This window comes from Limnohabitans sp. DCL3, from assembly GCF_048019295.1.
In the GTDB taxonomy this organism is placed as follows: domain Bacteria; phylum Pseudomonadota; class Gammaproteobacteria; order Burkholderiales; family Burkholderiaceae_C; genus Limnohabitans_A.
In genome coordinates this window covers 2082998-2106097 of record NZ_CP171842.1, presented here as the reverse complement: position 1 = coordinate 2106097, position 23100 = coordinate 2082998, and the positions used below count along the sequence as shown (strand labels likewise).

Sequence of the window (23100 nt, the reverse complement as noted above, 5' to 3'; positions counted from 1 at the left end):
ATTGGTTCAATCCATGCAAGTGACACCCTCCATTTTCAAAGCCTATGACATTCGTGGTGTGGTGCCGGCCACCGTCAACGAGGCCATGGCGGAAGCTCTGGGTCAAGCATTTGGCACGTTGGCCATGATGGAAGGGCAGACCACGGTGGCTGTAGGACGCGATGGCCGCCTGAGCGGTCCCTGTCTGTCCGCGGGGCTGATTCGCGGTTTGGTGGCTGCAGGCATTCGGGTGATCGACATCGGTATGGCCACCACCCCCATGTTGTACTTCGCGGCCAACACCGTTTGTCAAAGTGGCATCCAAGTCACCGGCAGCCACAACCCCAAGGATTACAACGGTTTCAAGATGGTGTTGGCTGGACGTGCCATCTACGGTGACGAGATTCAGGCTCTGCGCCAGATGATAGAGGCCGAGACTTGGCAGTTGCAAATTGGTGGCAGCGTCACGCAGCTGGACGTGCTGGCCGATTACACGCAGCGCATCGTGATGGACATCAAGCTGTCTCGCCCCCTGAAAATTGTGATCGATTCGGGCAACGGCATTGCAGGCGCTTCGGCCCCCGGCATTTTTCGCGCCCTGGGCTGCGAGGTGACGGAGTTGTTCAGCCAAGTCGATGGCAACTTTCCCAACCACCACCCCGACCCGAGCAAGCCGGAAAACCTGCAAGATTTGATCAACGCCTTGAAAACCACCGGGGCCGAGTTGGGCTTGGCCTTTGACGGCGACGGCGACCGCTTGGGCATCGTCACGAAAGACGGCAACAACATTTACCCCGACCGACAGATGCAGCTGTTTGCGCAAGACGTGCTCAGCCGCGTGCCCGGCGGCACCATCTTGTTTGACGTCAAGTGCTCCCAGCGCTTGGCCCCGGCCATCGAAGCGGCTGGTGGCAAGGCCCTGATGTACAAAACGGGTCACTCGTTGATCAAGGCCAAGATGAAGGCCATTGAGGCCGAAGGCGGCCAAGCGCCTTTGGGCGGTGAGATGAGCGGGCACATTTTTTTCAAGGAGCGTTGGTACGGTTTTGACGATGGCACCTATGCGGGCTGCCGCTTGTTGGAGATCGTGAGTCGATCGCCGGATGCCAACTGGGTCTTGAACGCATTACCGGCGAGTTTCAGTACGCCGGAGTTGAATGTGGCCTGCGCAGAAGGGGAGCCCCACGCGGTGACGAAGGCTTTGCAGACCATGGCCGCTCGCGTCTTCAGTGCCCCAGCCCATGTCTGCGACATCGACGGTTTGCGTGTGGACTGGCCCGATGGCTTTGGCTTGATTCGCGCCTCCAACACCACGCCAGTGCTGGTGCTTCGTTTTGAGGGGCAGACCCCCACTGCGCTGCAGCGGATTCAGGACGAGATGCTGGCGCTGTTGCGCACTGTCAAGTCCGATGCGCTCATTCAGGCGGCCGCACATTGAGCACCAAGGGACAACCATCATGAATGCTTCTGTCCGTTTGATGAGCGCTGACCCCGAGGTGATCGTGTTCAACCTCAAACAGCGCTACACAGGCGTTTCTGCAACCATCAATGCCTTGGTGCCATTGCAAGCGCAACAATGGCGTTTGGGCTTTTGTGGCACGCGCATGTCCAATGGCATCGATGGCATGTCGCTTCGAGAGGCCATGGCCCTGTCGCGCAAGCCGCCTGCTGGCCGGGCTTTTCGCATTTGGCATGTGCGGCGAGATCCGGAAATGATGGCGGCCATTTTTGCGCGTGATGTGTTGCGCCTGCCCATCAAGTTGGTGTTCACCTCGGCCGCTCAACATTTACATGGGCGCTTTCCGCGTTGGCTGATCTCCAAGATGGATGCGGTGATCTCCACCACACCCTTGGCCGCCAGTTTTGTGCCCAACACGACCGCTGTGGTGCCCCACGGCATCGATTTGTCGCGCTTCAGTCCACCGTCGGACAAACTCAAGGCTTGGACGGATTCGGGCTTGCCAGGGCAGTACGGCATTGGTGTCTTTGGTCGCGTACGCCCCGACAAAGGCAGTGATGTGTTTGTGCAAGCCATGATCCAAGCCCTGCCGCAATTGCCCGGTGCCACGGCCGTGATTGCCGGTCTGGCCCAGCCTCAACACCAAGCCTTTCAGCAAGAGCTGCAGCGAAAAATTGATGCGGCAGGGCTGCACGAGCGCATCGTTTTTTTGGGCGAAGTGCCCGCAGGCGAAGTGCACTTGTGGTACCAGCGTTGTTTGCTGTGTGTGGCTTGTCCACGCTATGAACCCTTTGGTCTGACGCCGTTCGAGGCGGCTGCAACTGCTTGTGCCCTGGTGTGTTCGAGAACCGGTGCGTTTGATCAATTGGCCGTACCCGGCCTCACGGGTGAGATGGTGGACACAGACGATGTCGATGGACTGGCCAGGGCCGTTTTGGCGGTGATGCATGACCCCCAGCATGCCGTGCAACTTGGCCAGGCTGCGCGCGAACGTGTCACGGCTAAATTTTCTCTGGCGCGCGAAGCCGAGGGCATTGCCCGTGTTTACAGCGATCTCTTTCAGCAGGCCAAGGTTTGATGAGCGTCTCGTCCTTGCGGTTGAGTCGGCCTGAGCGTTGGGTATTGGCGGTTTACGACCTGCTGATGCGAGCCCTGCAACCCTTGCTGCGTCGCAAGCTGCAACGCCGAGCGAAGCTTGAACCTGATTACGGCTTGAATGTGGCGCAGCGATTTGGCCACTATGCGGGTGAGGTGCACGCTGAAGGGGATGTGGTTTGGTTGCACGCCGTGTCCTTGGGTGAGACCCGCGCAGCAGCGCTGCTGCTGCCCGCCTTGCGCGAGGCATTTCCAGGCATGCGACTGGTATTGACACATGGGACTGCGACGGGCCTTGAACAAGGGCGCGCGCTGTTGCAAACCGCAGACCAGCAGGTTTGGCTGCCCTGGGACACGGCGCAGGCCACACGCAACTTCCTGATGCATTTCAAGCCTCGCATCGGCTTGTTGATGGAAACCGAAGTGTGGCCCAACTTGGTTCAGGCCTGCCAGCAAGCGGGCGTTCCTTTGTGCCTGCTCAATGCGCGAATGAGCGAAAAATCGACACGGCAAGCGATGCGTTGGTCACTGCTCTCGGGACCGGCTTACCGTGGCTTGCGTTTGGTCTTGGCCCAATCTGTCGCAGATGCCCAGCAATTGCAAAGACTGGGCTGCCCAGATGTTCAGGTCGTGGGGAATGTGAAATTTGATGTGGCGGTCACTGCGCAGTCACGCAGTCTGGCGATGCGCTGGCAAAGCGCCTTGAGCGCCAGGCCCATCGTGATGCTGGCGAGCACTCGGGACGGCGAGGAGACGATGTGGCTCCACGCCATGCAAGCCCATCCCGCCCGCTCTGAGCGCCTCAAGGCGCTGGGTGTCTTATGGCTGCTGGTGCCGCGACATCCACAACGTTTTGAAGAAGTTCACAACCTGCTCATGCAGTCGGGTTACCGATGCGAACGCCGAAGTACATGGTTGGACGGTGTGCCTGATGCCGCCAGCGTGGCTCAAGCCGATGTGATTTTGGGCGACAGTCTGGGCGAGATGCCGTCTTACTACATGGTCAGTCGCATGACGCTGTTGGGGGGGAGTTTCGCGCCCTTGGGCGGACAAAATCTCATCGAGGCGGCCGCTTGTGGGTGTCCGGTGGTCATGGGTCCACACACCTTCAATTTTGCCGAGGCGGCGGCACTGTCCGTGAGTTTGGGCGCTGCGGCTCAAGTGCAAGACATGTCTGCCGCACTGGACAGCGTGCTCAGTGCATTGAGCGATGCCGCTTGGCTTGAAGCGGCCCGCACCGCCTGCATGGCGCTGATGGACAAAGGCAAAGGCGCTGTCCATCAGCACAAGTTGGCACTGGCGTGCTTGACAGCGAATTCAGGCCAATCCACGGCCTCTTGAGCCTGCAGCTCAATGGTGTGTCAAAACATCTGGGCGTTGATGCCGACAAAATCCCTTTGCGAAGAAATCAAACGGCGACACTGACGCCATGCCATTTCAAGCTGGGCTGTGATTCGACGAAGCTTTTGCCTGAAGTTTTTATGGTGGGGTGCGGTGTGGCTGGGTGTGATGCTTGAAGTGGTTTTCAAGACGACAGGAACTCGGTAGCGTTCGCATTGGTCGGATTGAATCGCCGCCGCAGGCTCTAACTGGTAGCTTTTCAGGGCGGCACTGCCACAGATCATGGCATCCGCAAGGCCACACCGAACTTTGGACTCGGCCAGTAAACGTTGGGCGCCTGCAGGCCACAACACATAAGCTGCCGCACCGGTTCGATCCAGGTAAAGCCGCCTCAGCCATTGGTGATCCCCCACGGGCCAGCGCTGCTTGGACAGGAGTTTTTTCCGACCGCGTGTTTCCAGGGAGATGTGTTCGACATCTTGGAACTGAGCGAGCAGGGCCAGTGTTGGGGCAATCTCTCGGGACAAAACCACATCGTCTTCCAAGACCAAGCCAGGGGACTGTCCTTGGGCGATGATTTCCCACACACTTTGGTGGCTGAGCAAGCACGCGCGTTCAGAAGGCAGCAAAGGCCTTTGCCAGCTGTCCCAATAGCCATCTTGCCGGGCGACAGCGGGGTGATTCTTGTCGCAGGCGATCACCCGTTCATGGCTCAGACCTCTCGATGCGAGTTGATGCTGTTGGAAATCCCAGCGCGCTGTTTGACTTTCCAGGTTGATGACAAAAACCCGGAAAGTTTGCCCATGTGGCGGTGATGTGGAAGTCATAGTGACCTGTTCGAAATCAAAAGGTCAGGGGCGTTCATGGCCCATGAGCGAGCGGTGTGGGTGGTTATTGGCGATCAAGTTCTGGGGAGGATCGGCGGATTTGAACCCAAACCCAAGCAGACGCCACCACCAGCAAGGCATTGGGTTTGTCATAAACCAAAGCGGCACTGACCAAACCTTCCATGAAGTAACTCAAAAACAGGGCCATGGCGATCAGCGCCATTTCCGGTTTTTTTTGGAAAGCCTGAATGACCATCACATACAGGCTGTACCCCAAACTGAGCAAAAAGACCGCCAGACCCAAGATGCCGCCCTCGGCCAGAACTTGCAAAAATTGCTGGTGGAAATGCCGGTGGCCAAAGACATCTAAAGGTGGCGCGCCATACATCTGAAGTCCGCTGGGCCGAACCGAGGCGCTCATCCCGAGCCAGGGGTGATCCCAGAAGGCCAGCCAGCCCACTCGCCACATTTCCATCCGGGCACCCCATGAGCTGTTCTGGATATTGCTGTGGCCGTGCGCCAAGTAGTATTGAATCTCTTGAAATCCCAGACTGAATTTTTCCCAACGAATGGCGACCATGAGCGCCAGCAGTGCCAGCATCATCAGGGCACCTGCAAAAACGCGCAAGGGTGTGTAGTGTTGTCGAAATCGGTACGCCAAGATGGCGGTGCAGATCAGGATGAATCCAAAAAGTTCCTGACGTCTGGTGCTGAGGACCAAAATGATCAGGGTGCTCACAAAGGCCAAAGCCATGACGCCGCGCCAACGGGCGGACGTGTCATCTGGGCGCGTCAAGGCCAATAAGTTCCAAGCGCCCATGGTCATGGCGAGTTGGGCCAACAGGCCAACCCCTGCTGTGCCAGGGTGGATCACCTGCCATTGAGTCAGCGCATGAGTGCCACGCCAAATGGCGACAAAGACCAATCCGCAAGCGATCGATTTCTCAACAGCCGCTGGAGAAGACTTGAATTGGTGAACGCCCAAAAGTACAAGCGGCCACAGCAAAAAATAAAGATGCCAACCTGCATTGGTCAAGGCCAGCTGGGGTTGGTCTGACCAGGCCAGGCTCAACAACTTGAACAAAAAAATCGACATGAAACTGGCGGCCAGCCATGTGTCTTGTCGTTGCCAAACCCAGTGGCTGGGGTCTTCAGGGTGACGCCAAGCCTTCCATGCAGCGCCGATCCCTATGAGGGCGAGCAGTAAAAAACCAGGCACGGGCGAACCCATCAATAACCCGAAAAAAAACAGCAATAAAAAATGATTCAAGTTGTTCTTTCTGGATCCGCATATTGCGTATTATAAGAATGGGCTTTGTGGCGGCCTCCTGGGCTCTCAGCCCCCTGTCGATGTGCAGGTTTGGTTGTCAATGCGTTGCCGCAGGGATGGAACGGATTGCAAAAGTGGATGAACGAAGTGAACTTATGGGTTTGAATGATATTTTGATTCTGGTCATCAACTTGGACCGTTCGCCTGAACGATTGGCCAGTGTGGCCACCCAGTTGGACCGACTCGGTCTGCATTGGCAGCGCATGCCTGCCAGTGATGGCCGCACGCTGTCCATGACGGACACCTCGTTGATCGATGGTGAATCGTTCAAGCGAAAGCATGGCAAGGCCCCTTTGCCGGGAGAGCTGGGCTGTTATTTGTCGCACGTCAGGGCCATCGATTCGCTTTTGCACAGTTCCCATCCAGCCGTTTTGATCTTGGAAGATGATGTGCAACTTGGGCCCGATTTGCCCCGCGTGCTGTCGGAGTTGATGGAAAAACATGCGCAGTGGGACGTTGTCAAACTCTCGGGCCTTCACAGCGGAACGCCGCTGGCTGTGAGCGACTTGGGCCCCCCTTATCGCTTGGCTGTGGGTTTGTCGCGCTACACGGGTGCCAGTTGTTATCTGGTCAACCGATTCGCTGCTCAGGCTTATGCCAAAGATTTGCTGCCCATGACACTGCCCTATGACCATGAATACGATCAGGCATGGAGGCGGGGCATTCGCATCCGCATGGTGGTACCCGCACCGTGTGTCCACAGCTTCGAGATGGGCTCTGTGTTGCACCCAGCCGGGGTATCGCGCCCCAACTTTCACTGGACAAAAAGATTGGGCACGTTTTCTTGGCGAGGACGCAATGAGTTGCGAAGGCTCGTGCACGGCCTGGGCCAGTGGCTCGCTTGCCAAATGACCAGGTGAGGGCCTAGGGTCATTCACCTGTTTGCTTCAAGTCGACAGGGGTCAGCGGCAACCCAAGTGCAGGGCCAGGGGCCCATCCGTCAATCGGGCCCGCAGCAAGACCGCCAGCTTGGCAGGGACCGAGTCTGATCAGTTGGCCAGCAAGGCACTGATGTTCTGCACATCTTCCATTTTGAGCACCCCTGCGGCCTGACGCAGTTTCAACTGGCCCAGCAGCAGGTCGTAACGTGCTTTGGCCAGATCGCGCTTGGTCTGGAAGAGCTGGCTTTGGCTGTTGAGCACGTCGATGTTGATGCGCACACCGACTTGGTAACCCAATTTGTTGGCATCCAAGGCGCTCTGGCTGGAAGCTTCCGCAGCTTCGAGGGCCTTGACCTGGCCGAGGCCGGATTGCACGCCAAAAAATGCGGTGCGTGTGGCTTGAGCCACCGCGCGCTGAACCGCGTCCAGGTCATGGCGCGCTTTTTCTTCCAAAGCGGTGGTTTCTTGAATCCGGTTTTGTGTCGCTTGGCCAGCGTACAAGGGCAGGTTGAAGCTCAGGCCAATGGTGCCGATGTTGTTGTCCGACCGAGAGGATAAATTGCCGTTCCGAAACCGGCTGGCACCATAGGTCGCTGTCAAGTCCAAAGTGGGCTGGTGCCCGGCTTTGGCTTTTTCAATTTCGAGTTGCGCCACTTCCAAGCCGATTCGTGCCTGGGCAACGTTGGCACTTTGCTCGACAGCCTGTTGGGCCCACGTGTCCGCACTCCCGGTCATGGCTTGGAACAGATTCGTGCCAGACCGCAGCCCCAGAGGTTGCGTGTTGCCGATTCCCACCGACTGGTCCAGCGCCAATTTCTTGACACGCAAATCGTTTTCGGTCGCAATTTCTTGCGCACTGACCAGATCAAATCGCGCTTGTGCTTCGCGCGTGTCGGTGATGGTGGATGTGCCGACCTCAAAGTTGCGCTTGGCCGCAGCCAGTTGCTCCGACACGGCGGCTTTCTGGGCTTTGACAAAAGCCAAACTCTCTTGGGCCGTGAGGACATCGAAGTAGGCCTGACTGACGCGCACCAGCAGTTCTTGTTCGGCCAGTTTGAGCTGTGCTTGGGCCAAGCCCACTTGTTTCATCCCTTGCTGGAAGGCGGCCTGGTTGGCGGGCCGGTAGAGCGGTTGACTGGCGCTGATGGTGGCGTTGCGAGTTCCGTAGCTCGCATCGGGCACGGTGGTTTTGCTGTCAAAGTCGCTTTCGCTCAGGGTGGCGGCCAGACCGGCTGTAGGCCGCAGCAATGCTTTGGCCTGTTCTGCTTTGGCCAAGTTGGCTTGGTATTGGGACTGGGCTGATTTGTAGACGGCGTCGTGCCCTTTGGCCGCCTCGAAAAGCTGGATCAGGCTTTGGGCTTGGGCGGTGCCCGTCAGAGCGGCCGCCAGGGAAAGGGTCAAGGGCAGAAGACGCAGTTTCATCGGGTAACTTTCAAAAATCAGCGGGCTCAATAAACAGGAATACTGGGGTCAACTTGCGCCGACCATGCGTGGATGCCACCCGCAACATTCACAACGTGATAGCCGTGTTGAAGCAAGAAGTTCGCCACTTGCATGCTGCGACCACCGTGGTGGCACAAGCAGGCGATGGGCGCCGATTTGTTCAGCTCGTGCAGGCGCGCCGGGATGGTTTGCATGGGGATGTGCACCAAGTCCAGACCTTCAGGATGGGCGCTGGCCGTTTGCACTTCCCAGCCTTCGCGCACATCAAGCAAGATGGGGCGTTGTGTTTGCTGGCTGGCCCATTCGGCCACTTGGGAGGGGAAGATCTGTTCCATGCGGGGGTCTCAGAACTGGAAGTGGGAAGGCTCGGCAAAACCGGACAGGCGTGCTGCGTTGCAGTCCCACGGCTCGGTGATGGTCCAAGCTGTTTCACTGTTGCGGGTCATCACGGTAGCACGCATCATCGGCTCTTGCCCCACGATGGCCGCCAAGCGACCGCCAATGGTGAGTTGTTGCAACAAAGCGGCGGGCACTTCAGCGACCGAGCCATTGAGCACAATGACGTCAAAAGGACCGTCGGCTGCTGCGCCTTGACTGCCGTCCGCATGGCGAACGGTGACTCGGGTCACGCCAGCTTTTTGCAAATTGGCTTGCGCCTGCTGGGCCAGTCCGGCATCGATCTCCAGACTCAGCACACTGGCAGCTTGGTGGGCCAGCAAAGCGGCCATGAAGCCTGAGCCCGTGCCCACGTCAAGCGCTTTGTCGGTGGGCTGTACCGCTAGGTCCTGCAATAGCCGGGCTTGTACGCGAGGGGCCAACATGACTTGGTTGGGTGCACTGCCCAAAGGAATTTCCATGTCCACAAATGCCAGTGCTTGATGCGCCAGTGGCACGAAGTCTTCACGGCGCACCGTGGACAGCAGCGCCAGAACCTGCGGGTCCAGCACTTCCCAGGGGCGGATTTGCTGCTCAATCATGTTGAAGCGGGCTTGGTTCATGTCCATTGATTTCTCCTGCGGGGGCGTGTTAGCAAATATTGGATGATTTTAAGGGGCAGGCGTGTCACGACCCTGACGCTTTGGGGCGAAGCCGGCCAGGCGACGCAGCCATTGGGCCAAATCGTCCATGTAGCAATAAACCACGGGCACCACCACCAAGGTCAGCAGCGACGACGTGATGACCCCGCCGATCACAGCCTGGCCCATGGGCGCGCGTTGCTCCGAGCCCTCGGTCATGGCGAAAGCCAGGGGCACCATGCCAAAAATCATGGCCAAAGTGGTCATCAAAATCGGTCGAAGTCGAACTTTGGCGGCCATCAACAAGGCCTCATGGCGTTCCATGCCTGGAATCAGGCCACCCTGGGTGTCGGTTTGGTCTTCGCGTGCCCGGATGGCAAAGTCCACCAGCAAAATCGCGTTTTTCGTCACCAAACCCATCAGCATGATCACGCCAATGATGGAGAACATCGACAAGGTGGAGCGGAACGCCATCAGCGCCAACACCACACCAATCAGCGTCAAGGGCAGGGCGGTCATCAAGGCCAATGGCTGTAAAAAGCTCTTGAACTGGCTGGCCAAAATCATGTAGATGAAGATCACTGCCATGGCCAAGGCGGTGAGCGCATAGCCAAACGATTCGGCCATGCTCTTGGTGGAGCCGCCAAATTGGTAGCGGTAGCCGGGCGGCAGGTTGACGCTGTCCATGATTTTGCGAATGTCTGCCGACACCTCGCCTGCAGCGCGGCCGAAAGCGTTGGCATTGATCGCGACTTCGCGTGTCAAGTCCCGTCGGTTGATTTGGTTGGAACCTGTGGACTCGGTGATCTGGGCCACTTGGCCCAATCGGACCACGCGCGGGGTGCCATCTGGGCCGTTGCCCAAGACAAAGGGCAGGCGGTCCAAATCTTGGGCGGCGTTTCGGCTTTCGGGAGACAGTCGAACGATCACGTCGTAGGTTTGGTCATCCGGGGCGCGCCAGTTGCCCACCGATTGACCCGCCACCAAGGTGCGCAAAGGGCCCGCGATCTGAGCGGTGCCCAAACCCAAGTCAGCTGCAGAGTCGCGCAAAATTTCTACACGCAGCGTTGGCTTGTTGGCTTTGACGCTGGAGTCCAAATCCACCAGACCGGGGATGTCGCGAACTTTTTCCATGACGCCCAAAGCCAGGCGTTCCAACTCGCGCTGGTCGGGGCCTTGCAAAGAAAATTCCACCTGTTTGTTGCCGCCCACCGAGTCCAGCAAACCGACGTGGGTCACGGTGATACCCGGGACCTGCCTCAGGCGTTGTCGCAGCACGCCCGACATCTCGTCGACATTGCGTTTCCGGTCCTTGCGGTCGACCAGTCGCACGTAAATGCTGGTGTTGTTTTTGCCAAGAGCATTGCCTGTGTTGAGCGTGGCCAAGGTGTAACGCACTTCGGGAAATTCGCGGATGATGGCTTGCACCTGTTGGGCTTTGGCCTCTGTGGCCTCAAGGGAGCTGCCCACGGGAGTCTGAAAATTCACGGTCGTTTCAGAAAAATCGGCTTTGGGTACAAATTCGGTGCCCACAAAGCGCAGCATCACGATGCTCAAGGCGAAGATACCAACGGCCAGCAAGACAGTTTTCCGTTTGTGCACCAGTGACCACGCCAAAATCTTTTGGTAACCCTCGGCCAGTTGGTCGGTGGAACGGTCAAACCAAGCCGTGACCCGGCCAATGGTTTTGTCGTAGAAAGTCAATGGACCTGGCCGCTTGCCGTGCGACGCGATGCTGGGGTCATGCCAGATGCTCGAGAGCATCGGGTCGAGCGTGAAGCTCACCAGCATCGAGATCATCACGGCTGCCACGATGGTGATGCCAAACTCGTGGAAGAACTTGCCAATGATGCCTTCCATGAAACCAATGGGCAAAAACACGGCCACGATGGACAAGGTGGTGGCCAGGACCGCCAGCCCGATTTCTTGTGTGCCTTCCAAAGAGGCGCGGTAAGCGTCTTTCCCCATCTGCACATGGCGCACGATGTTCTCGCGCACCACGATGGCGTCGTCGATCAGCAAGCCCACGCACAGTGACAAAGCCATGAGCGTGATCATGTTGATGGTGAATCCGAACATGTGCATGAACATGAACGTGCCGATCAGTGAGATGGGCAGTGTCAGGCCGGTGATCACCGTGGAGCGCCAGGAGTTCAGAAACAAGAAAACGATCAGCACCGTCAAAATGGCCCCTTCGATCAGGGTGCGGCGCACGTTGTCCACGGCCACACGGATGGGGCGGGAGCCGTCGGTGATGGGCTCGAGCCGAACGCCCTCGGGCAATTGGCGCTTCATATCGGCCACAGCTTTGACCAAGCCATCGATCACATCGATGGTGTTTTCATCCTGCGATTTTTGGACGGTCAGCAGCAAGGTGCGTTGACCGTTGTAAAGCGCCAAAGTTTCTAACTCTTGGGCACCGTCTTTGACCCGAGCCACTTGGGACAAGCGTATCAAGGTGGTGCCTTTGCGGGCCACGATGATCCGTTCGAAATCTTCGGGGCGCTTCATGCGCGATTCGATTTGCACCATGCGCTCTTGCTCGAGCGAGCGGATCGCCCCCACGGGCAAGTCCTGGTTTTCATTGCGCACGGCGTTGACCACCTGCTCCGCCGTCACGCCCAGCGCTTCCATGGCGGCCGGCTGCAGGTACAAGTTGATTTCGCGCCGTGTGCCACCCACCAGCGAGACCGAGCCCACGCCGCGCACATTCTCTAGGCGTTTTTTCAGCACTTGCTCAGACCAGTTGGTCAGCTCGACCGGACTCAGCGCCGCAGGTTTGGCCGTGCTGCCGGCTGAAATGGGCGCGCTGGGCACGACCGCCAAAGACCAAATGGCACGTGCAGATGGATCAAATCGCAGCACCTTGGGTTCTTTGACTTCGGTGCGCAGCAATGGGCGGATGGCCGCCACTTTTTCGCGCACATCTTCAGCGGCTTTACGGCCGTTGATGTTCAGTTGGAATTCAATGACCACCACCGACTGGTTTTCATAACTGCGCGAGGTCAGGGCGCTGATGCCGGCGATCGAATTGACGCCCTCCTCAATCTTTTTGGAGACTTCACTTTCAACGATTTCAGGCGAAGCGCCAGGGTATTCGGTGCTGACCACCACCACCGGAAAATCGATGTTGGGGAATTGGTCAACCTTGAGGCGCTGGTAAGAGAACAGGCCCATGACCACCAAGGCCAGCATGACCATGGTGGCCAAAACGGGGTTTTTTAGACTGACACGGGTGAACCACATGGCGGGCTTTCTTTCAGCGCACGCCGGGTGCGAACTTCACCTGGGTGCCTTCGCGAACGGCCCCAGCGCTGGCCGTCAGCACCTGTGCACCCTCGTTGATGCCCTGAATTTCCACCCAAGTCAGGGTGAGGTTGTTGTGCGTTTTTTCGGTGCGTGTGCCTGTTTGGACGGTGAGGTGCTTGATGCGTTCGCCATCGATCACCTGCACATAAGGCAGGGGTTTGTCGGTGCGCACACTGGCCAATGGCACGGCCAAGGCCCGCTGGCTTTGGGTGCCCAAGCTGCCTTGGGCAAAGAGGCCCTGCCTGAGCCCTTCTTCACCGGCAATGCCCAGGTACACCAACACGCTGCGGCTGCCTGCTTGGGCGCTGGGGCTGATGCGCAAAACTTTGGCGGTGACGGGTTCCTCCAAGCCTTCAATGCGCATTTGGGCGTGCAGACCTGGACGCACCAAACGTGCATCTGCGGCGGACAAGGCGACCTCGACTTCCAGTTGACTCAGGTTGACCACTTCAATGATCCTGCCATCCAGGGCCATGCGCTCACCTGGCTGGGCCAAGCGCTGGGCCACTTGGCCACTGATGGGTGACCGCACGATGGCATCGTCCAGGGCTTTTCGCGTCACATCGTGTGCTGCCATGGCGGCCATGTGGGTGGCTTTGGCGCCGTTCAGGCTGGCCATGGCGTTTTGCAAAGCGGTGGCTGAGATGAAGCCCTGGTCCATCAGGGCTTTGTTGTTGTCAAACTGTTTTTGTGCAATGTCCACTTGCGCTCTGGCTGCGTCGGCCTGTTGTTGGGCTTGACGCTCACGGGCTTGGTATTCGGTCGGTTCGATTCGGGCCACCACTTGTCCCGCCTTGATCCGGTCACCTTCGCGCACCGTCAAGTCCAACAATTCACCCGCTACGCGGGCCTTGACCATGGCGCTTTGACTGGCTTTGAGTGTGCCAGATACGGGCAGGCTCATTTCCATGTCCATGGCCTGAACCCGCACGACGTCGCTGTCGCTCAGTGCCACCGTGCTCGCGGTGTTTGCAAGGGGTGTGTCCAGCGGCGTGGTCGCTGGACGTGGGTTCAACAGGCGCATACCGCCAGCCGCCAATACAGCCGCAGCGATGGCCGACAAGATCCAGAGGGTCGATTTTTTCATGGGCTTGTGGGTTCGTAATCAGGGGGCGGGCAGCGTCTGGAAGGGGGCCAAACCACGCGCCAACAATTGGGCATGTTGGGAGATGAAAGCTTCCGGGTCGATCTGTTCTTGTCGGGGGCAGCAGGGCCCCATGGAGTGCTTCCACATCACCAAAAAAAGCAAAGGCGCCAACACCGAGTGCAAGGTCAATTCAACATTCATGGCGCGAAACTCGCCTTGATGGACGCCTTTGAGCAAGATGGAGCGGACCATGTCGTGACCCGGCTCGATCACCTCAGTGCGGTAAAACTGGGCCAGCTCAGGAAAGTTGCTGGCCTCACTCATCACCAGTTTGGAGATGCCTGAAGCTTTGGTGGCGCCATACCGGTGCCACCATTGCAGCATCATCCATTCGAGCAGTTCACTGCAAGTGCCACGAAAATTGGCCACTTCACTTGCACCTTGCGTCACGGGCTCCACGATGCAAGCCCTGACGACCGCTTTGAACAAGTCGTCCTTGCTCGGAAAGTACAAAAACAAAGTGCCCTTGGACACCCCTGCTCGGGCGGCCACTTCCTCGACGCGGGTAGCGGCGTAACCCTTTTCCACGAACAAATCCAAGGCGGCCTCCAGCAATTCGCCTGGGCGGTCTTGTTTGCGGCGTTCGCGTTTGGTGGTGGCAATGGGCTCGGTGGTGTTCACAGCTGATTTAATGACTGACTGGTTAGTAATGTAGTGCCGGCATCCCCAGTTCGTCAAGGTGCTGGCGCACATGGCGGACAAAAAAGCGAAAAAGGGGCCTCAGCCCCTTTGTTCATCCAATGGCGCTGTGTTCAATAAAAAGCCTGCAGGCCTGTTTGGGCCCGGCCCAAAATCAGCGCATGCACATCGTGTGTGCCCTCGTAGGTGTTCACGGTTTCCAGGTTGATCATGTGGCGTATCACATGGTATTCGTCGTGGATGCCGTTGCCGCCGTGCATGTCACGCGACATGCGGGCGATGTCCAAGGCCTTGCCGCAACTGTTGCGCTTGATCATGCTGATCATTTCGGGAACAGCTTTGCCCTCGTCCATCAAGCGACCCACGCGCAAGCAGGCTTGCAGGCCCAAGGTGATTTCGGTTTGCATATCGGCCAATTTCTTCTGGATCAGTTGGTTTTGGGCCAAGGGGCGTCCAAACTGCACACGGTCCAGGGTGTACTGGCGGGCGCGGTGCCAGCAGTCTTCCGCTGCCCCCAGTGCGCCCCAAGCAATGCCATAGCGGGCCTTGTTCAGGCAGCCAAAGGGGCCTTTGAGCCCGTTCACGTTGGGCATCAGGTTCTCTGCGGGCACGAACACGTCGTCCATCACGATCTCGCCCGTGATGCTGGCGCGCAGGCTCATCTTGCCTTCGATTTTGGGGGCCGTGAGGCCTTTCATGCCTTTTTCGAGGATGAAGCCATGGATGGCTTCTTGGCCGCCGACCGAGCCGTCTTCGTTTTCGAGCTTGGCCCAGACCACGAACACGTCGGCGATGGGTGAATTGGTGATCCACATCTTGGCACCCTTCAAAATGAAGCCGCCGTCCACAGGCTTGGCACGGGTCAACATGCTGGCCGGGTCAGAGCCGTGGTTCGGCTCGGTCAGGCCAAAGCAGCCCACCCATTCGCCAGTGGCCAATTTGGGCAGGTATTTTTGACGCTGCGCTTCAGAGCCGTATTCGTTGATCGGGTGCATGACCAATGAGCTTTGCACACTGATGGCACTGCGGTAGCCACTGTCCACACGCTCGACTTCTCGGGCAATCAGGCCGTAAGCCACGTAGCTCAGGCCCGCACAGCCGTAGCCTTCGATGGTGGAGCCCAAAAAGCCCATGGCCCCGGCTTCGTTCATGATGTCGCGGTCAAATTTTTCGTGGCGGGCGGCTTGCAGCACACGGGTTTGCAGGCGTTCTTGACAAAAAGTGTGGGCCGCTTCGACGATGGCGCGCTCGTCCTCGGACAGCTGCTCGTTCAACAAGAAGGGGTCATTCCATTGGAAAGTGGGTTTCATTCGGGTTCTCCGGAGTAAGGCCGTTCAATCAAACGAGTGTGTCACATCCGCTGTTGGCGGCCACTCGTCACTTGTCATGTTGGTGATTGTTGGTGTTTCATGGATAGTTGTCTAATATCAATTATCGATTCATTGATACATTTTTTTAATACATGGAATTCCGTCACCTGCGCTATTTCTTGATGTTGGCCGAAGAGCTGCATTTCGGCCGTGCGGCCCAACGCCTGTCCATTTCACAGCCGCCTTTGAGTTTGAACATTCAGCAACTTGAGGCCTCGGTGGGGGCGACATTGTTCAACCGCAACAGCCGGGGTGTGCAACTGACGGCTGCGGGCTTGGCCTTTGTGCCTGCCGCCCGAGCCTTGCTGTCCCAAGCCAGCGCCGCTGCCCGTGAGGCGCGCGACGTGGCCGAAGGCCAGTCGGGGCAGTTGCACATCGGCTTTGCCGGCACCATGTTGTATTGCGGTTTACCGCAAATCATGAGCCGTTTTCAGGCCAGCCACCCCCGCTTGCGCTTGGTTTTGCGGGAATTGAGTTCGACGGAACAGCTGTCTGAGTTGTTGCGTGACCGTTTGGATGTCGGCTTTGTTCACACGCCCCGGGTGCCCCCGGGGTTTGAGCAAATCCTGGTGGCCAGTCAGCCTTGGGTGGCCTGTTTGCCGGTGGGGCATGCCTTGGCCGATGAGGCCAGTTTGAGCTTGGCGCAGTTGCGTGGGCAGGACTTGGTGGTGGTGTCGCGCACCGTATCGCCCGACTACCATGAGCGCATTCTGATGCTGTGTGAGCAAGCGGGCTGGATGCCGCAGGTGGTGCATGAGCTGCGGCATTGGTTGAGCGTGGTGTCCTTGGTGTCTCAAGGGCTGGGCGTGGCCTTGGTGCCTCAGGCCTTGCAGCAATCGGCCTTGGCCGGGGCTGTGTTTGTGCCATTGGACGCGGTGGACGTGCGTTACGACACGCGATGCCTTTGGCGCAGCGATCGAGACCAGACCGCGCTCAAGGACTTTGTGCAGGCGGTCCAAGCCGATTCAGCGGGCGTCTGATAATCAACCCACGCTGGCTTGGGCCAGGCTGTGCTGGCTGACAAGGGAAACGACATGACAGAAACATTGGTGTTGGGTGGCGGGTGCTTTTGGTGCACCGAGGCGGTGTATGTGAAGGTGCTTGGCGTGACCGATGTGGAATCGGGTTACTGCAATGGCCAGACAGTCAATCCCACTTACGAAGCGGTGTGCACCGGGCACACCGGACACAACGAAGTCGTCAAGCTCGAATACGACCCTGCACAGATCAGCACCCGCGAACTGCTCGAAATTTTCTTTGTCATCCACGACCCGACCACGCTCAACCGCCAGGGCAACGACACCGGCACGCAGTACCGCAGCGGCATTTACTTCACCACGCCCGAGCAAGCCCAAGTGGCGCAGGCGCTGATCGCCGAGCTGACCGCGGCCGACGCCTTTGGCCAGCCCATCGTGACCGAGGTGCTGGCGCTGGCCAATTACAGCGCGGCGGAGGCATACCACCAGGACTTTTTTGAACGCAATCCTTACCAAGGTTACTGCATGGCCGTGGCAGCGCCCAAGGTGAGCAAGTTCAAAAAGACGTTTGCACGCTTGGTGCGTGAGTGACAATGTCGCAGCAGGCTTCGGCCGATGCCTGCTCGGAAAATCGCCACTGCAAAGCGAATCACTTCAAGAAAACCATGAAAAACATTGTCTTTTTTATAGCTGCCATGAGCTTGTCCTGGGGGGCCTTGGCCCAACACTCCAAGAAAGAGGTGGAGCAGGACATTGCCCGCCACCGCGCCATGGCCGAAGCCCACGAGGCGGCTGCCAAATGCCTGGAGTCTGGCAAAAAACCGGACCAATGCACCAAGGAGCTGCAAGCCGCCTGCAAGGGCCTCGCACTGGGCAAATACTGCGGCATGAAGCACGTTCATTGAATCGCCGCTCTCGACTTCGCCGTTCATGAGTTCTCCGCGATCAAGCCTGCCGGTTTGGCTGCACACCCTGCTGGTGGCGGCCTTGCTGTGGGCCCCTCTTTGGGGGCAGCTGCACGGCATTGGACACGGCCTTGACCATGGCAGTGAGCAAGGGACTCGGCATGCGACCTCTGCACCCGCTGGGCACCATGACGCGCATGCTCTTGCGCATGCAGGGCATCTGCACGATGAAGATCGGCACGAAGGGCACTCGGACCCCTTGGGCCATGACGCCGACTCAGACCTGTGCCGTGTACTGGATCACCTGTCCCAAGCCGAGCGGCTGAGTGCATCGTGCTCACCTGGCTTGGCCCCGATGGGGACTACAGCGCCCCCCATCTTTCGGCTTGCTTTTTCTTCAGACCGGGACCGCTGGTCCCCGGCGCAAGCCCGTGCGCCGCCTGCGCTGATTTGAACCCCTGATCCTGTCTGGCTGACTTTCCGTGTGGAGCGGAAAGCGCTGGGCTGTTCCTGTTTTTCAAATCATCGCTTTATGACCTATTCTTTTCGCCTTTCGGCCCTGGCCTGCGCCAGCCTGGCCTCCTTGTCTTTTTCCAATGCCAGGGCGCAAAACGCCGTATCTGGTTCTTCCCCTGAAATCGTCATCACCGGCAACCCCTTGGGCCGCGACAGCACCACCGTGCCTGTCAGCACCATGGGCCGTGCCGAGCTGCTCGAGCGCGGGCAAAGCACTTTGGGCGAAACCCTCAACGGCTTGCCCGGTGTGTCCAGCACCTACTTTGGCCCCAACGCCAGCCGCCCCACCATTCGCGGGCTCGATGGCGACCGCATTCGGGTGCTGAACAACAGCGCCTCCAGCTTGGATGCCTCGGCGCTGAGTTATGACCACGCGGTGCCGCTCGATGTCTTGTCCACTGACCGTGTGGAAGTCTTGCGCGGCCCGGCCGCATTGCTTTATGGCGGCAGCGCCGTGGGCGGTGTGGTCAACGTGATCGACAACCGCATCCCGCGAGAAGCAGTCTCGGGCTTGCAGGGCAAAGCCCAGCTGCAAGCGGGCACAGGCAACGACGAGCGCAGCGTGGCCGGTTTGGTGGAGGCGGGTAACGGACGTTATGCCCTGCATTTGGACGGTTTTGACCGCCGCACCGGCGATGTGCGGGTGCCGGTCGCGCTCGGATGTACCAAACCCGGCGCACCTGCCAACGCGCGGCGCATCTGCAACTCGGCCAGTACCGCCCAGGGTGGGGCCATCGGGGCCAGCACCTTTTGGGACCATGGCTATTTGGGCGCATCGGTCAACACCTACCAAAGCGATTACGGGACGGTGGCCGAAGACGAGGTGACGATTGGCATGAAGACCACCCGCTACGCGCTGGAGGGCCAAGTTCGTCAGTTGCCGGGCTGGTTTGACAGCGTCAAAGCTCGCCTGAGCCACACCGATTACCAACATACCGAGTTTGAAGGCGCTGAGGTAGGCACCGTGTTTGCCAATAAGGGCCAGGATCTGCGCATCGAGGCACGACACCGCCCGTTGGCGGCGTGGCAGGGCGTGGTGGGTGTGCAGACCGAGTCGAGCCACTTTTCTGCGGTGGGAAGCGAAGCCTTTGCGCCTTTTAGCCGCACGCGCAGCCAAGCCCTTTTTGTGCACGAAGAGCTGCCTACCACTTGGGGCCAAGTCACGGCCGGTGCGCGTTGGGAGACTGTGAGGGTCGAATCCATGGGTAACCCCGAGTTGGACCGTTTTGACGAAGGTATGGGCACCAGAAAATTCACGCCCTTCAGTGTGGCTGCTGGGGCGGTCTTCAAGTTCTCGCCTAATTGGTCGTTGACCGGCAATGCCGGCGTCACGCAGCGTGCCCCCAAAGACTACGAGTTGTTTGCCAACGGTCCGCACTTGGCTACAAATGCCTGGGAAAAAGGTCACAAAGACCTGGGCTTGGAAAAGTCCAAGAGCCTGGATGCGGGTGTGCAGTGGAAGTCCGGTCCTGACAGTGTGAATGTGACGGCCTTTGCCAGCCAGTTTGCCAACTACATTGGCTTGATGAACACGGGCGAGTACCGGGACGAAGAGGGCGAGCCCGTCGGACCTCAGGCCGCTGATGATGAGGGTGTTTTGCCATTGCAGCTTTACCAAGGCGTCAAGGCCCAATTCAAGGGTCTGGAAGTCAGCGGCCGTCAGCGCCTGTGGCAGGGCGCCTCGACGCTCGATTTCGACTGGCGGGCCGACACCGTGCGGGCCACCAACGAAAGCTCAGGCGAGCCCTTACCGCGCATCGCCCCCATGCGTGTGGGTGCGACCTTGGTCCACGGTCAAGGCCCCTGGAGCGCCAGGCTAGGTGCCGACAGGCATGCGGCGCAAAAGCGCGTGCCCGACGGCAGTAAGGCCACGGCTGCCTACACCCTGGTCAATGCCAGCGTGTCTTACCGCCAGAAGCGGGACGCCACCGTGCTCAATTGGTTTGCCCGCATGGACAACCTGACCAACGAATTGGCCTACAGCGCCAGTTCCATCCTCACGAGTACTGCTTTTGGCAAGTCGCCTTTGCCGGGACGCAGCTTCAAGTTGGGGGTTCAGGCCACGTTCTGATGGCCTGCGTGGCGTCGCCAATGGCGGCGGCGCTACGTGGTTTCCGCCATTTGAGCGGCTGGGGCCACGGGATAATCCGGGCATGAACCTTGACCATCCCGTTTTGTCGTCATTGCTGCCCGTGGTGCTGCTGATCTTGATTGGCTTTGTGGCGGGCAGGGCCAAGCTGGTTCGCGGCGAGTCGGTGCGCGACTTGTCCAATCTGGTGTTTTTGGTGCTGACCCAAGCGCTCTTGTTTCGCACCATGAGCAGCGTGCGCATTGAGCAGCTGGATTTCAAACCAGTGGCACAGTATTTCCTGGTGGCAGGGGCCTTGTTTGTCACCATGCTCTGGCTTTATGGGCGCAACAGCCGCGCTTCGGTGCTGGCATTGGCCAGTATTTTCAGCAACACCTTGATGATCGGCGTGCCCTTGATCGGCTTGGCCTATGGGCAAGAGGGGCAGGTCTTGCTGTTCACCTTGATCTCATTGCATGCCTTGGTCTTGCTGAGTGCGGCCACGCTGGTGTTGGAGTTGCAAGTGGCCAGCGAGGACGCCGCCCTGTCCGGCAAGCGCCGCGCTGTTTGGCGCACGGTGGCGTCTGCGGTGCGCAACGCCATCGTTCACCCCGTGCCTTTGCCGATTTTGGTGGGTTTGGTCTATGCCCAGACCGGCTGGGGCCTGCACCCGGTGGTGGACCGACCGTTGGCATTGCTGGGCAGTGCTTTTGGTCCGATCGCTTTGGTGTTGGTGGGCATCACGCTGTCACAAACGCCGATCGGCAAGCAATTCATGTCTGCCCTGAAATTGTCTGTGGTGAAAACCGTGGTTCATCCCGCGCTCATGCTGGCGGTGGGCTGGTTGCTGGGTTTGCGCGGGCTGCATTTGGCCGTCATGACGGTGGCGGCGGCTTTGCCCATCGGGGCCAATGTCTTTTTGTTCTCGCAGCGCTACCGCAAAGAAGAAGAAGCGGTCACCGCGGGCGTGGCCGTGTCCACCGCCATGGCCGTGGCGAGCGTGACGGCGGTCATGGCCGTTTTGCCCTTGATGCCGTCCTGAGCGCTTGGTGTTGTTTCAGGGGGCCAGCCGCTCGCGCAACCACTGCTCACCGACTTGCGTGTAACGCAGGCGGTCATGCAAACGGCTTTTGCGACCTTGCCAAAACTGCCATTGGTCGGCCACCAGTCGGTAGCCACCCCAGTGCGGTGGACGCGGTGGGTTGAGCATGAACTGCGCGGCGTATTTGGCCGCGTTGGTCACCAGCACCGTGCGGCCGTCGATCACCTGGCTTTGGGGTGAGGCCCAAGCGCCGATGCGCGAGTCCAGCGGACGGCTGTGGAAATAGGCATCGCTTTCTTCGTCGCTGACTTTCTCCACACGGCCTTCGATGCGCACCACCCGTTCCAGCTCCACCCAATGGAATTGCAGCGCTGCAAACGGGTTCCCCGCCAATTCCTGGCCTTTTTGGCTGGCGTAGTTGGTGTACCAGACAATGCCGCGTTCGTCGTAACCCTTGATCAGCACCACCCGGGTGCTGGGGCGCAGGTTGTTGGCCACGGTGGCCAGGGTCATGGCATTGGGCTCAGGCACTTCGGCGGCGATGGCTTCTTGCAGCCATTGCTCAAATTGCTGGAGTGGGTCGGCATGGGAGGCGTTTTCGTTGAGCTCGGCTTTTTCGTAGCTCTTGCGCAGGTCGGCGATGTTCATGGTGCAAGTATAGGCAGCGGCTCGGATTTGACCTTGCGCCAGGTCATTCGCACCGCCACCTGTGAGGGCATGTCAGGCGGCAAGGCGCAACAAGGCGGCCAGCGCCTTGTCTTCGATGCCATGGGCCTGCAAGCTCTGGTAGGTTTGCCAGGCGTAGTCGCGTGTGGTGCCAAAGCGTCCGCAGGCTTGGCGAAAAATCTGTTGGTAGGTCTCAGCCGGCAAGTCACCCGTGAAGCTGGGACTGCTGCGGGGCAGGGTGAAGGCCAATGCTTTGACCAAACCCTGGGGGGTGCGGCAGGGCAGCCAGTTGGGGGTGTAGACGTCCATGGGCATCTCGCGTGCCCACAACCGCTGCAACACTTCATCAGCATGGTTTTTGTGCACGCGGTACACCACACCTTGGCAGCTGCCACCGGGCAGCAAAGCAAATACCAGCCCTGGACATTCGGGGCTGCCCCGGTTCAAACGGCTCCACATTTTCAGGGCGCGGTGCCAGCCCCAGACTTTGGTGGTGTGCTGTTCTTCGGCCTCAAATTCTGGGCGCCACAGCAAAGAGGCGTAGCCAAAGACCCACAAGTCTTGGCCCTTCGCGCATTGGGCGCGAAAACGCTCGAGCAAGTCCGCTTGAAATGCCGTGGCGTGCGCGGGCGACGTGGGGCGGTTTTCGCAAGGGATGAAGTTGTCAGTCATGTGCAACAAGGCCCCATTACAATCTCGCCACTATTTTCGGAGAAAACTCACATGTCGACCCCTCAAGATGACAATCAACCCGTAGTTTGGGCCGTTTTGGTGGCCGTGATCGTTCTGGCCGTGGGCTTGGCGATCGGCTTTGGCATCGCCAAAAGCAAAAAAGCAGCGCCTGCAGCACCAGCAGCGGTCACTGCACCTGCAGCCGAGGCTTCTGCGCCAGCAGCCGAAGCTTCTGCAGCACCTGCCGCAGCTGAGGCCTCTGCAGCCAAGTGATGCGCCAGCTGCGCTGACAACAACCCGCCTCGGCGGGTTTTTTTGTGTCTCTCCACCAGGATTGACGAGTTGTACCCCGTCTGTAACTCGCCAAGTGCACCAAAACAGAGGAAGACGGTTACCATCGGAGATGTAATTTAGTTAC

22 protein-coding genes are annotated in these 23100 nt (G+C 59.0%); 11 read left to right on the top strand and 11 right to left on the bottom strand.

The window, feature by feature from the left end:
- Nucleotides 1–13: 13 nt before the first annotated feature.
- The 3 genes from ACHEXK_RS09640 to ACHEXK_RS09630 are packed head-to-tail and all read left to right on the top strand — an operon-like array spanning nucleotide 14 to nucleotide 3874.
- Nucleotides 14–1417 carry a phosphomannomutase/phosphoglucomutase gene (locus ACHEXK_RS09640; RefSeq protein ID WP_416545627.1) on the top strand — a complete coding sequence of 468 codons (1404 nt, stop codon included), beginning with the start codon at nucleotides 14–16 and terminating at the stop codon, nucleotides 1415–1417.
- Nucleotides 1418–1436: 19 nt separating this feature from the next.
- Nucleotides 1437–2516 carry a glycosyltransferase family 4 protein gene (locus ACHEXK_RS09635; RefSeq protein ID WP_416545625.1) on the top strand — a complete coding sequence of 360 codons (1080 nt, stop codon included), beginning with the start codon at nucleotides 1437–1439 and terminating at the stop codon, nucleotides 2514–2516.
- Entirely contained in the window at nucleotides 2516–3874 is a 1359-nt protein-coding gene (locus ACHEXK_RS09630) for a 3-deoxy-D-manno-octulosonic acid transferase (protein WP_416545623.1), read from the top strand. The genes ACHEXK_RS09635 and ACHEXK_RS09630 overlap by 1 nt, the downstream gene beginning before the upstream one ends.
- A gap of 20 nt (nucleotides 3875–3894) precedes the next feature.
- Here ACHEXK_RS09630 and ACHEXK_RS09625 read toward each other — a convergent pair whose 3' ends face one another.
- Together ACHEXK_RS09625 and ACHEXK_RS09620 are read right to left on the bottom strand one after the other, a co-directional pair.
- Nucleotides 3895–4701 carry a glycosyltransferase family 25 protein gene (locus ACHEXK_RS09625; protein WP_416545621.1) on the bottom strand — a complete coding sequence of 269 codons (807 nt, stop codon included), beginning with the start codon at nucleotides 4699–4701 and terminating at the stop codon, nucleotides 3895–3897.
- A 64-nt stretch (nucleotides 4702–4765) separates the two neighbouring features.
- Entirely contained in the window at nucleotides 4766–5932 is a 1167-nt protein-coding gene (locus ACHEXK_RS09620; protein WP_416545619.1) for an O-antigen ligase family protein, read from the bottom strand.
- A 194-nt stretch (nucleotides 5933–6126) separates the two neighbouring features.
- Between ACHEXK_RS09620 and ACHEXK_RS09615 the strand changes: the two genes are divergently transcribed.
- Nucleotides 6127–6891, top strand: a complete 765-nt coding sequence (locus tag ACHEXK_RS09615; protein WP_416545617.1) for a glycosyltransferase family 25 protein — start codon at nucleotides 6127–6129, stop codon at nucleotides 6889–6891.
- A gap of 129 nt (nucleotides 6892–7020) precedes the next feature.
- Here ACHEXK_RS09615 and ACHEXK_RS09610 read toward each other — a convergent pair whose 3' ends face one another.
- The 7 genes from ACHEXK_RS09610 to ACHEXK_RS09580 form a co-directional block, all read right to left on the bottom strand.
- Complete coding sequence (locus ACHEXK_RS09610) at nucleotides 7021–8334, bottom strand: TolC family outer membrane protein (RefSeq protein ID WP_416545615.1); 1314 nt, start codon at nucleotides 8332–8334, stop codon at nucleotides 7021–7023.
- A gap of 26 nt (nucleotides 8335–8360) precedes the next feature.
- The gene (locus tag ACHEXK_RS09605; protein WP_416545613.1) at nucleotides 8361–8690 is read right to left on the bottom strand and encodes a rhodanese-like domain-containing protein; all 330 of its coding nucleotides are present in this window, start codon (nucleotides 8688–8690) and stop codon (nucleotides 8361–8363) included.
- 9 nt (nucleotides 8691–8699) lie between these two features.
- Complete coding sequence (locus tag ACHEXK_RS09600) at nucleotides 8700–9359, bottom strand: protein-L-isoaspartate O-methyltransferase family protein (protein ID WP_416545611.1); 660 nt, start codon at nucleotides 9357–9359, stop codon at nucleotides 8700–8702.
- A 42-nt stretch (nucleotides 9360–9401) separates the two neighbouring features.
- The gene (locus tag ACHEXK_RS09595) at nucleotides 9402–12617 is read right to left on the bottom strand and encodes an efflux RND transporter permease subunit (protein ID WP_416545609.1); all 3216 of its coding nucleotides are present in this window, start codon (nucleotides 12615–12617) and stop codon (nucleotides 9402–9404) included.
- Between the two features lie 13 nt (nucleotides 12618–12630).
- On the bottom strand, nucleotides 12631–13767 hold the full coding sequence (locus ACHEXK_RS09590) for an efflux RND transporter periplasmic adaptor subunit (protein ID WP_416545607.1): 1137 nt from the start codon (nucleotides 13765–13767) through the stop codon (nucleotides 12631–12633).
- Nucleotides 13768–13785: 18 nt separating this feature from the next.
- Complete coding sequence (locus tag ACHEXK_RS09585; protein ID WP_416545605.1) at nucleotides 13786–14448, bottom strand: TetR/AcrR family transcriptional regulator; 663 nt, start codon at nucleotides 14446–14448, stop codon at nucleotides 13786–13788.
- A gap of 131 nt (nucleotides 14449–14579) precedes the next feature.
- The gene (locus ACHEXK_RS09580) at nucleotides 14580–15776 is read right to left on the bottom strand and encodes an acyl-CoA dehydrogenase (RefSeq protein WP_416545603.1); all 1197 of its coding nucleotides are present in this window, start codon (nucleotides 15774–15776) and stop codon (nucleotides 14580–14582) included.
- A gap of 152 nt (nucleotides 15777–15928) precedes the next feature.
- On the opposite strand from ACHEXK_RS09580, the gene ACHEXK_RS09575 reads away from it, so the two are divergent.
- The 6 genes from ACHEXK_RS09575 to ACHEXK_RS09550 all read left to right on the top strand — a co-directional run bounded on the left by ACHEXK_RS09575 (nucleotide 15929) and on the right by ACHEXK_RS09550 (nucleotide 21344).
- A complete protein-coding gene (locus ACHEXK_RS09575) occupies nucleotides 15929–16816 on the top strand; it encodes a LysR family transcriptional regulator (RefSeq protein WP_416545601.1) in 888 nt (295 codons plus the stop codon).
- Between the two features lie 54 nt (nucleotides 16817–16870).
- A complete protein-coding gene (gene msrA / locus ACHEXK_RS09570; RefSeq protein WP_416545599.1) occupies nucleotides 16871–17404 on the top strand; it encodes a peptide-methionine (S)-S-oxide reductase MsrA in 534 nt (177 codons plus the stop codon).
- A gap of 74 nt (nucleotides 17405–17478) precedes the next feature.
- A complete protein-coding gene (locus ACHEXK_RS09565) occupies nucleotides 17479–17718 on the top strand; it encodes a hypothetical protein (RefSeq protein WP_416545597.1) in 240 nt (79 codons plus the stop codon).
- Nucleotides 17719–17743: 25 nt separating this feature from the next.
- Entirely contained in the window at nucleotides 17744–18172 is a 429-nt protein-coding gene (locus ACHEXK_RS09560; protein ID WP_416545595.1) for a DUF2946 family protein, read from the top strand.
- Nucleotides 18173–18250: 78 nt separating this feature from the next.
- Nucleotides 18251–20305 carry a TonB-dependent receptor gene (locus tag ACHEXK_RS09555; protein WP_416545593.1) on the top strand — a complete coding sequence of 685 codons (2055 nt, stop codon included), beginning with the start codon at nucleotides 18251–18253 and terminating at the stop codon, nucleotides 20303–20305.
- 82 nt (nucleotides 20306–20387) lie between these two features.
- Entirely contained in the window at nucleotides 20388–21344 is a 957-nt protein-coding gene (locus tag ACHEXK_RS09550; protein WP_416545591.1) for an AEC family transporter, read from the top strand.
- A 15-nt stretch (nucleotides 21345–21359) separates the two neighbouring features.
- On the opposite strand, the gene pdxH is transcribed toward ACHEXK_RS09550, so the two are convergent.
- Nucleotides 21360–21992, bottom strand: coding sequence for a pyridoxamine 5'-phosphate oxidase (pdxH, locus tag ACHEXK_RS09545; protein WP_416545589.1), 633 nt, complete (start codon nucleotides 21990–21992; stop codon nucleotides 21360–21362).
- A gap of 72 nt (nucleotides 21993–22064) precedes the next feature.
- The gene (locus ACHEXK_RS09540) at nucleotides 22065–22682 is read right to left on the bottom strand and encodes a gamma-glutamylcyclotransferase (protein ID WP_416545587.1); all 618 of its coding nucleotides are present in this window, start codon (nucleotides 22680–22682) and stop codon (nucleotides 22065–22067) included.
- Nucleotides 22683–22733: 51 nt separating this feature from the next.
- On the opposite strand from ACHEXK_RS09540, the gene ACHEXK_RS09535 reads away from it, so the two are divergent.
- A complete protein-coding gene (locus tag ACHEXK_RS09535) occupies nucleotides 22734–22955 on the top strand; it encodes a hypothetical protein (RefSeq protein ID WP_108286435.1) in 222 nt (73 codons plus the stop codon).
- Nucleotides 22956–23100 lie beyond the last annotated feature (145 nt).

Bases quoted from the DNA above. Each gene is read 5' to 3' on its own strand.
- ACHEXK_RS09640 (WP_416545627.1), top strand. From the start codon at position 14: ATGCAAGTGACACCCTCCATTTTCAAAGCCTATGACATTCGTGGTGTG.
- ACHEXK_RS09560 (WP_416545595.1), top strand. From the start codon at position 17,744: ATGAGTTCTCCGCGATCAAGCCTGCCGGTTTGGCTGCACACCCTGCTG.
- ACHEXK_RS09590 (WP_416545607.1), bottom strand. From the start codon at position 13,767: ATGAAAAAATCGACCCTCTGGATCTTGTCGGCCATCGCTGCGGCTGTA.
- ACHEXK_RS09555 (WP_416545593.1), top strand. From the start codon at position 18,251: ATGACCTATTCTTTTCGCCTTTCGGCCCTGGCCTGCGCCAGCCTGGCC.
- ACHEXK_RS09635 (WP_416545625.1), top strand. From the start codon at position 1,437: ATGAATGCTTCTGTCCGTTTGATGAGCGCTGACCCCGAGGTGATCGTG.
- ACHEXK_RS09605 (WP_416545613.1), bottom strand. From the start codon at position 8,690: ATGGAACAGATCTTCCCCTCCCAAGTGGCCGAATGGGCCAGCCAGCAA.
- ACHEXK_RS09620 (WP_416545619.1), bottom strand. From the start codon at position 5,932: ATGGGTTCGCCCGTGCCTGGTTTTTTACTGCTCGCCCTCATAGGGATC.
- pdxH (WP_416545589.1), bottom strand. From the start codon at position 21,992: ATGAACATCGCCGACCTGCGCAAGAGCTACGAAAAAGCCGAGCTCAAC.
- ACHEXK_RS09540 (WP_416545587.1), bottom strand. From the start codon at position 22,682: ATGACTGACAACTTCATCCCTTGCGAAAACCGCCCCACGTCGCCCGCG.
- ACHEXK_RS09625 (WP_416545621.1), bottom strand. From the start codon at position 4,701: ATGACTTCCACATCACCGCCACATGGGCAAACTTTCCGGGTTTTTGTC.
- ACHEXK_RS09580 (WP_416545603.1), bottom strand. From the start codon at position 15,776: ATGAAACCCACTTTCCAATGGAATGACCCCTTCTTGTTGAACGAGCAG.
- ACHEXK_RS09610 (WP_416545615.1), bottom strand. From the start codon at position 8,334: ATGAAACTGCGTCTTCTGCCCTTGACCCTTTCCCTGGCGGCCGCTCTG.
- ACHEXK_RS09630 (WP_416545623.1), top strand. From the start codon at position 2,516: ATGAGCGTCTCGTCCTTGCGGTTGAGTCGGCCTGAGCGTTGGGTATTG.
- ACHEXK_RS09535 (WP_108286435.1), top strand. From the start codon at position 22,734: ATGTCGACCCCTCAAGATGACAATCAACCCGTAGTTTGGGCCGTTTTG.
- ACHEXK_RS09550 (WP_416545591.1), top strand. From the start codon at position 20,388: ATGAACCTTGACCATCCCGTTTTGTCGTCATTGCTGCCCGTGGTGCTG.
- ACHEXK_RS09595 (WP_416545609.1), bottom strand. From the start codon at position 12,617: ATGTGGTTCACCCGTGTCAGTCTAAAAAACCCCGTTTTGGCCACCATG.
- ACHEXK_RS09615 (WP_416545617.1), top strand. From the start codon at position 6,127: ATGGGTTTGAATGATATTTTGATTCTGGTCATCAACTTGGACCGTTCG.
- ACHEXK_RS09600 (WP_416545611.1), bottom strand. From the start codon at position 9,359: ATGGACATGAACCAAGCCCGCTTCAACATGATTGAGCAGCAAATCCGC.
- msrA (WP_416545599.1), top strand. From the start codon at position 16,871: ATGACAGAAACATTGGTGTTGGGTGGCGGGTGCTTTTGGTGCACCGAG.
- ACHEXK_RS09575 (WP_416545601.1), top strand. From the start codon at position 15,929: ATGGAATTCCGTCACCTGCGCTATTTCTTGATGTTGGCCGAAGAGCTG.
- ACHEXK_RS09565 (WP_416545597.1), top strand. From the start codon at position 17,479: ATGAAAAACATTGTCTTTTTTATAGCTGCCATGAGCTTGTCCTGGGGG.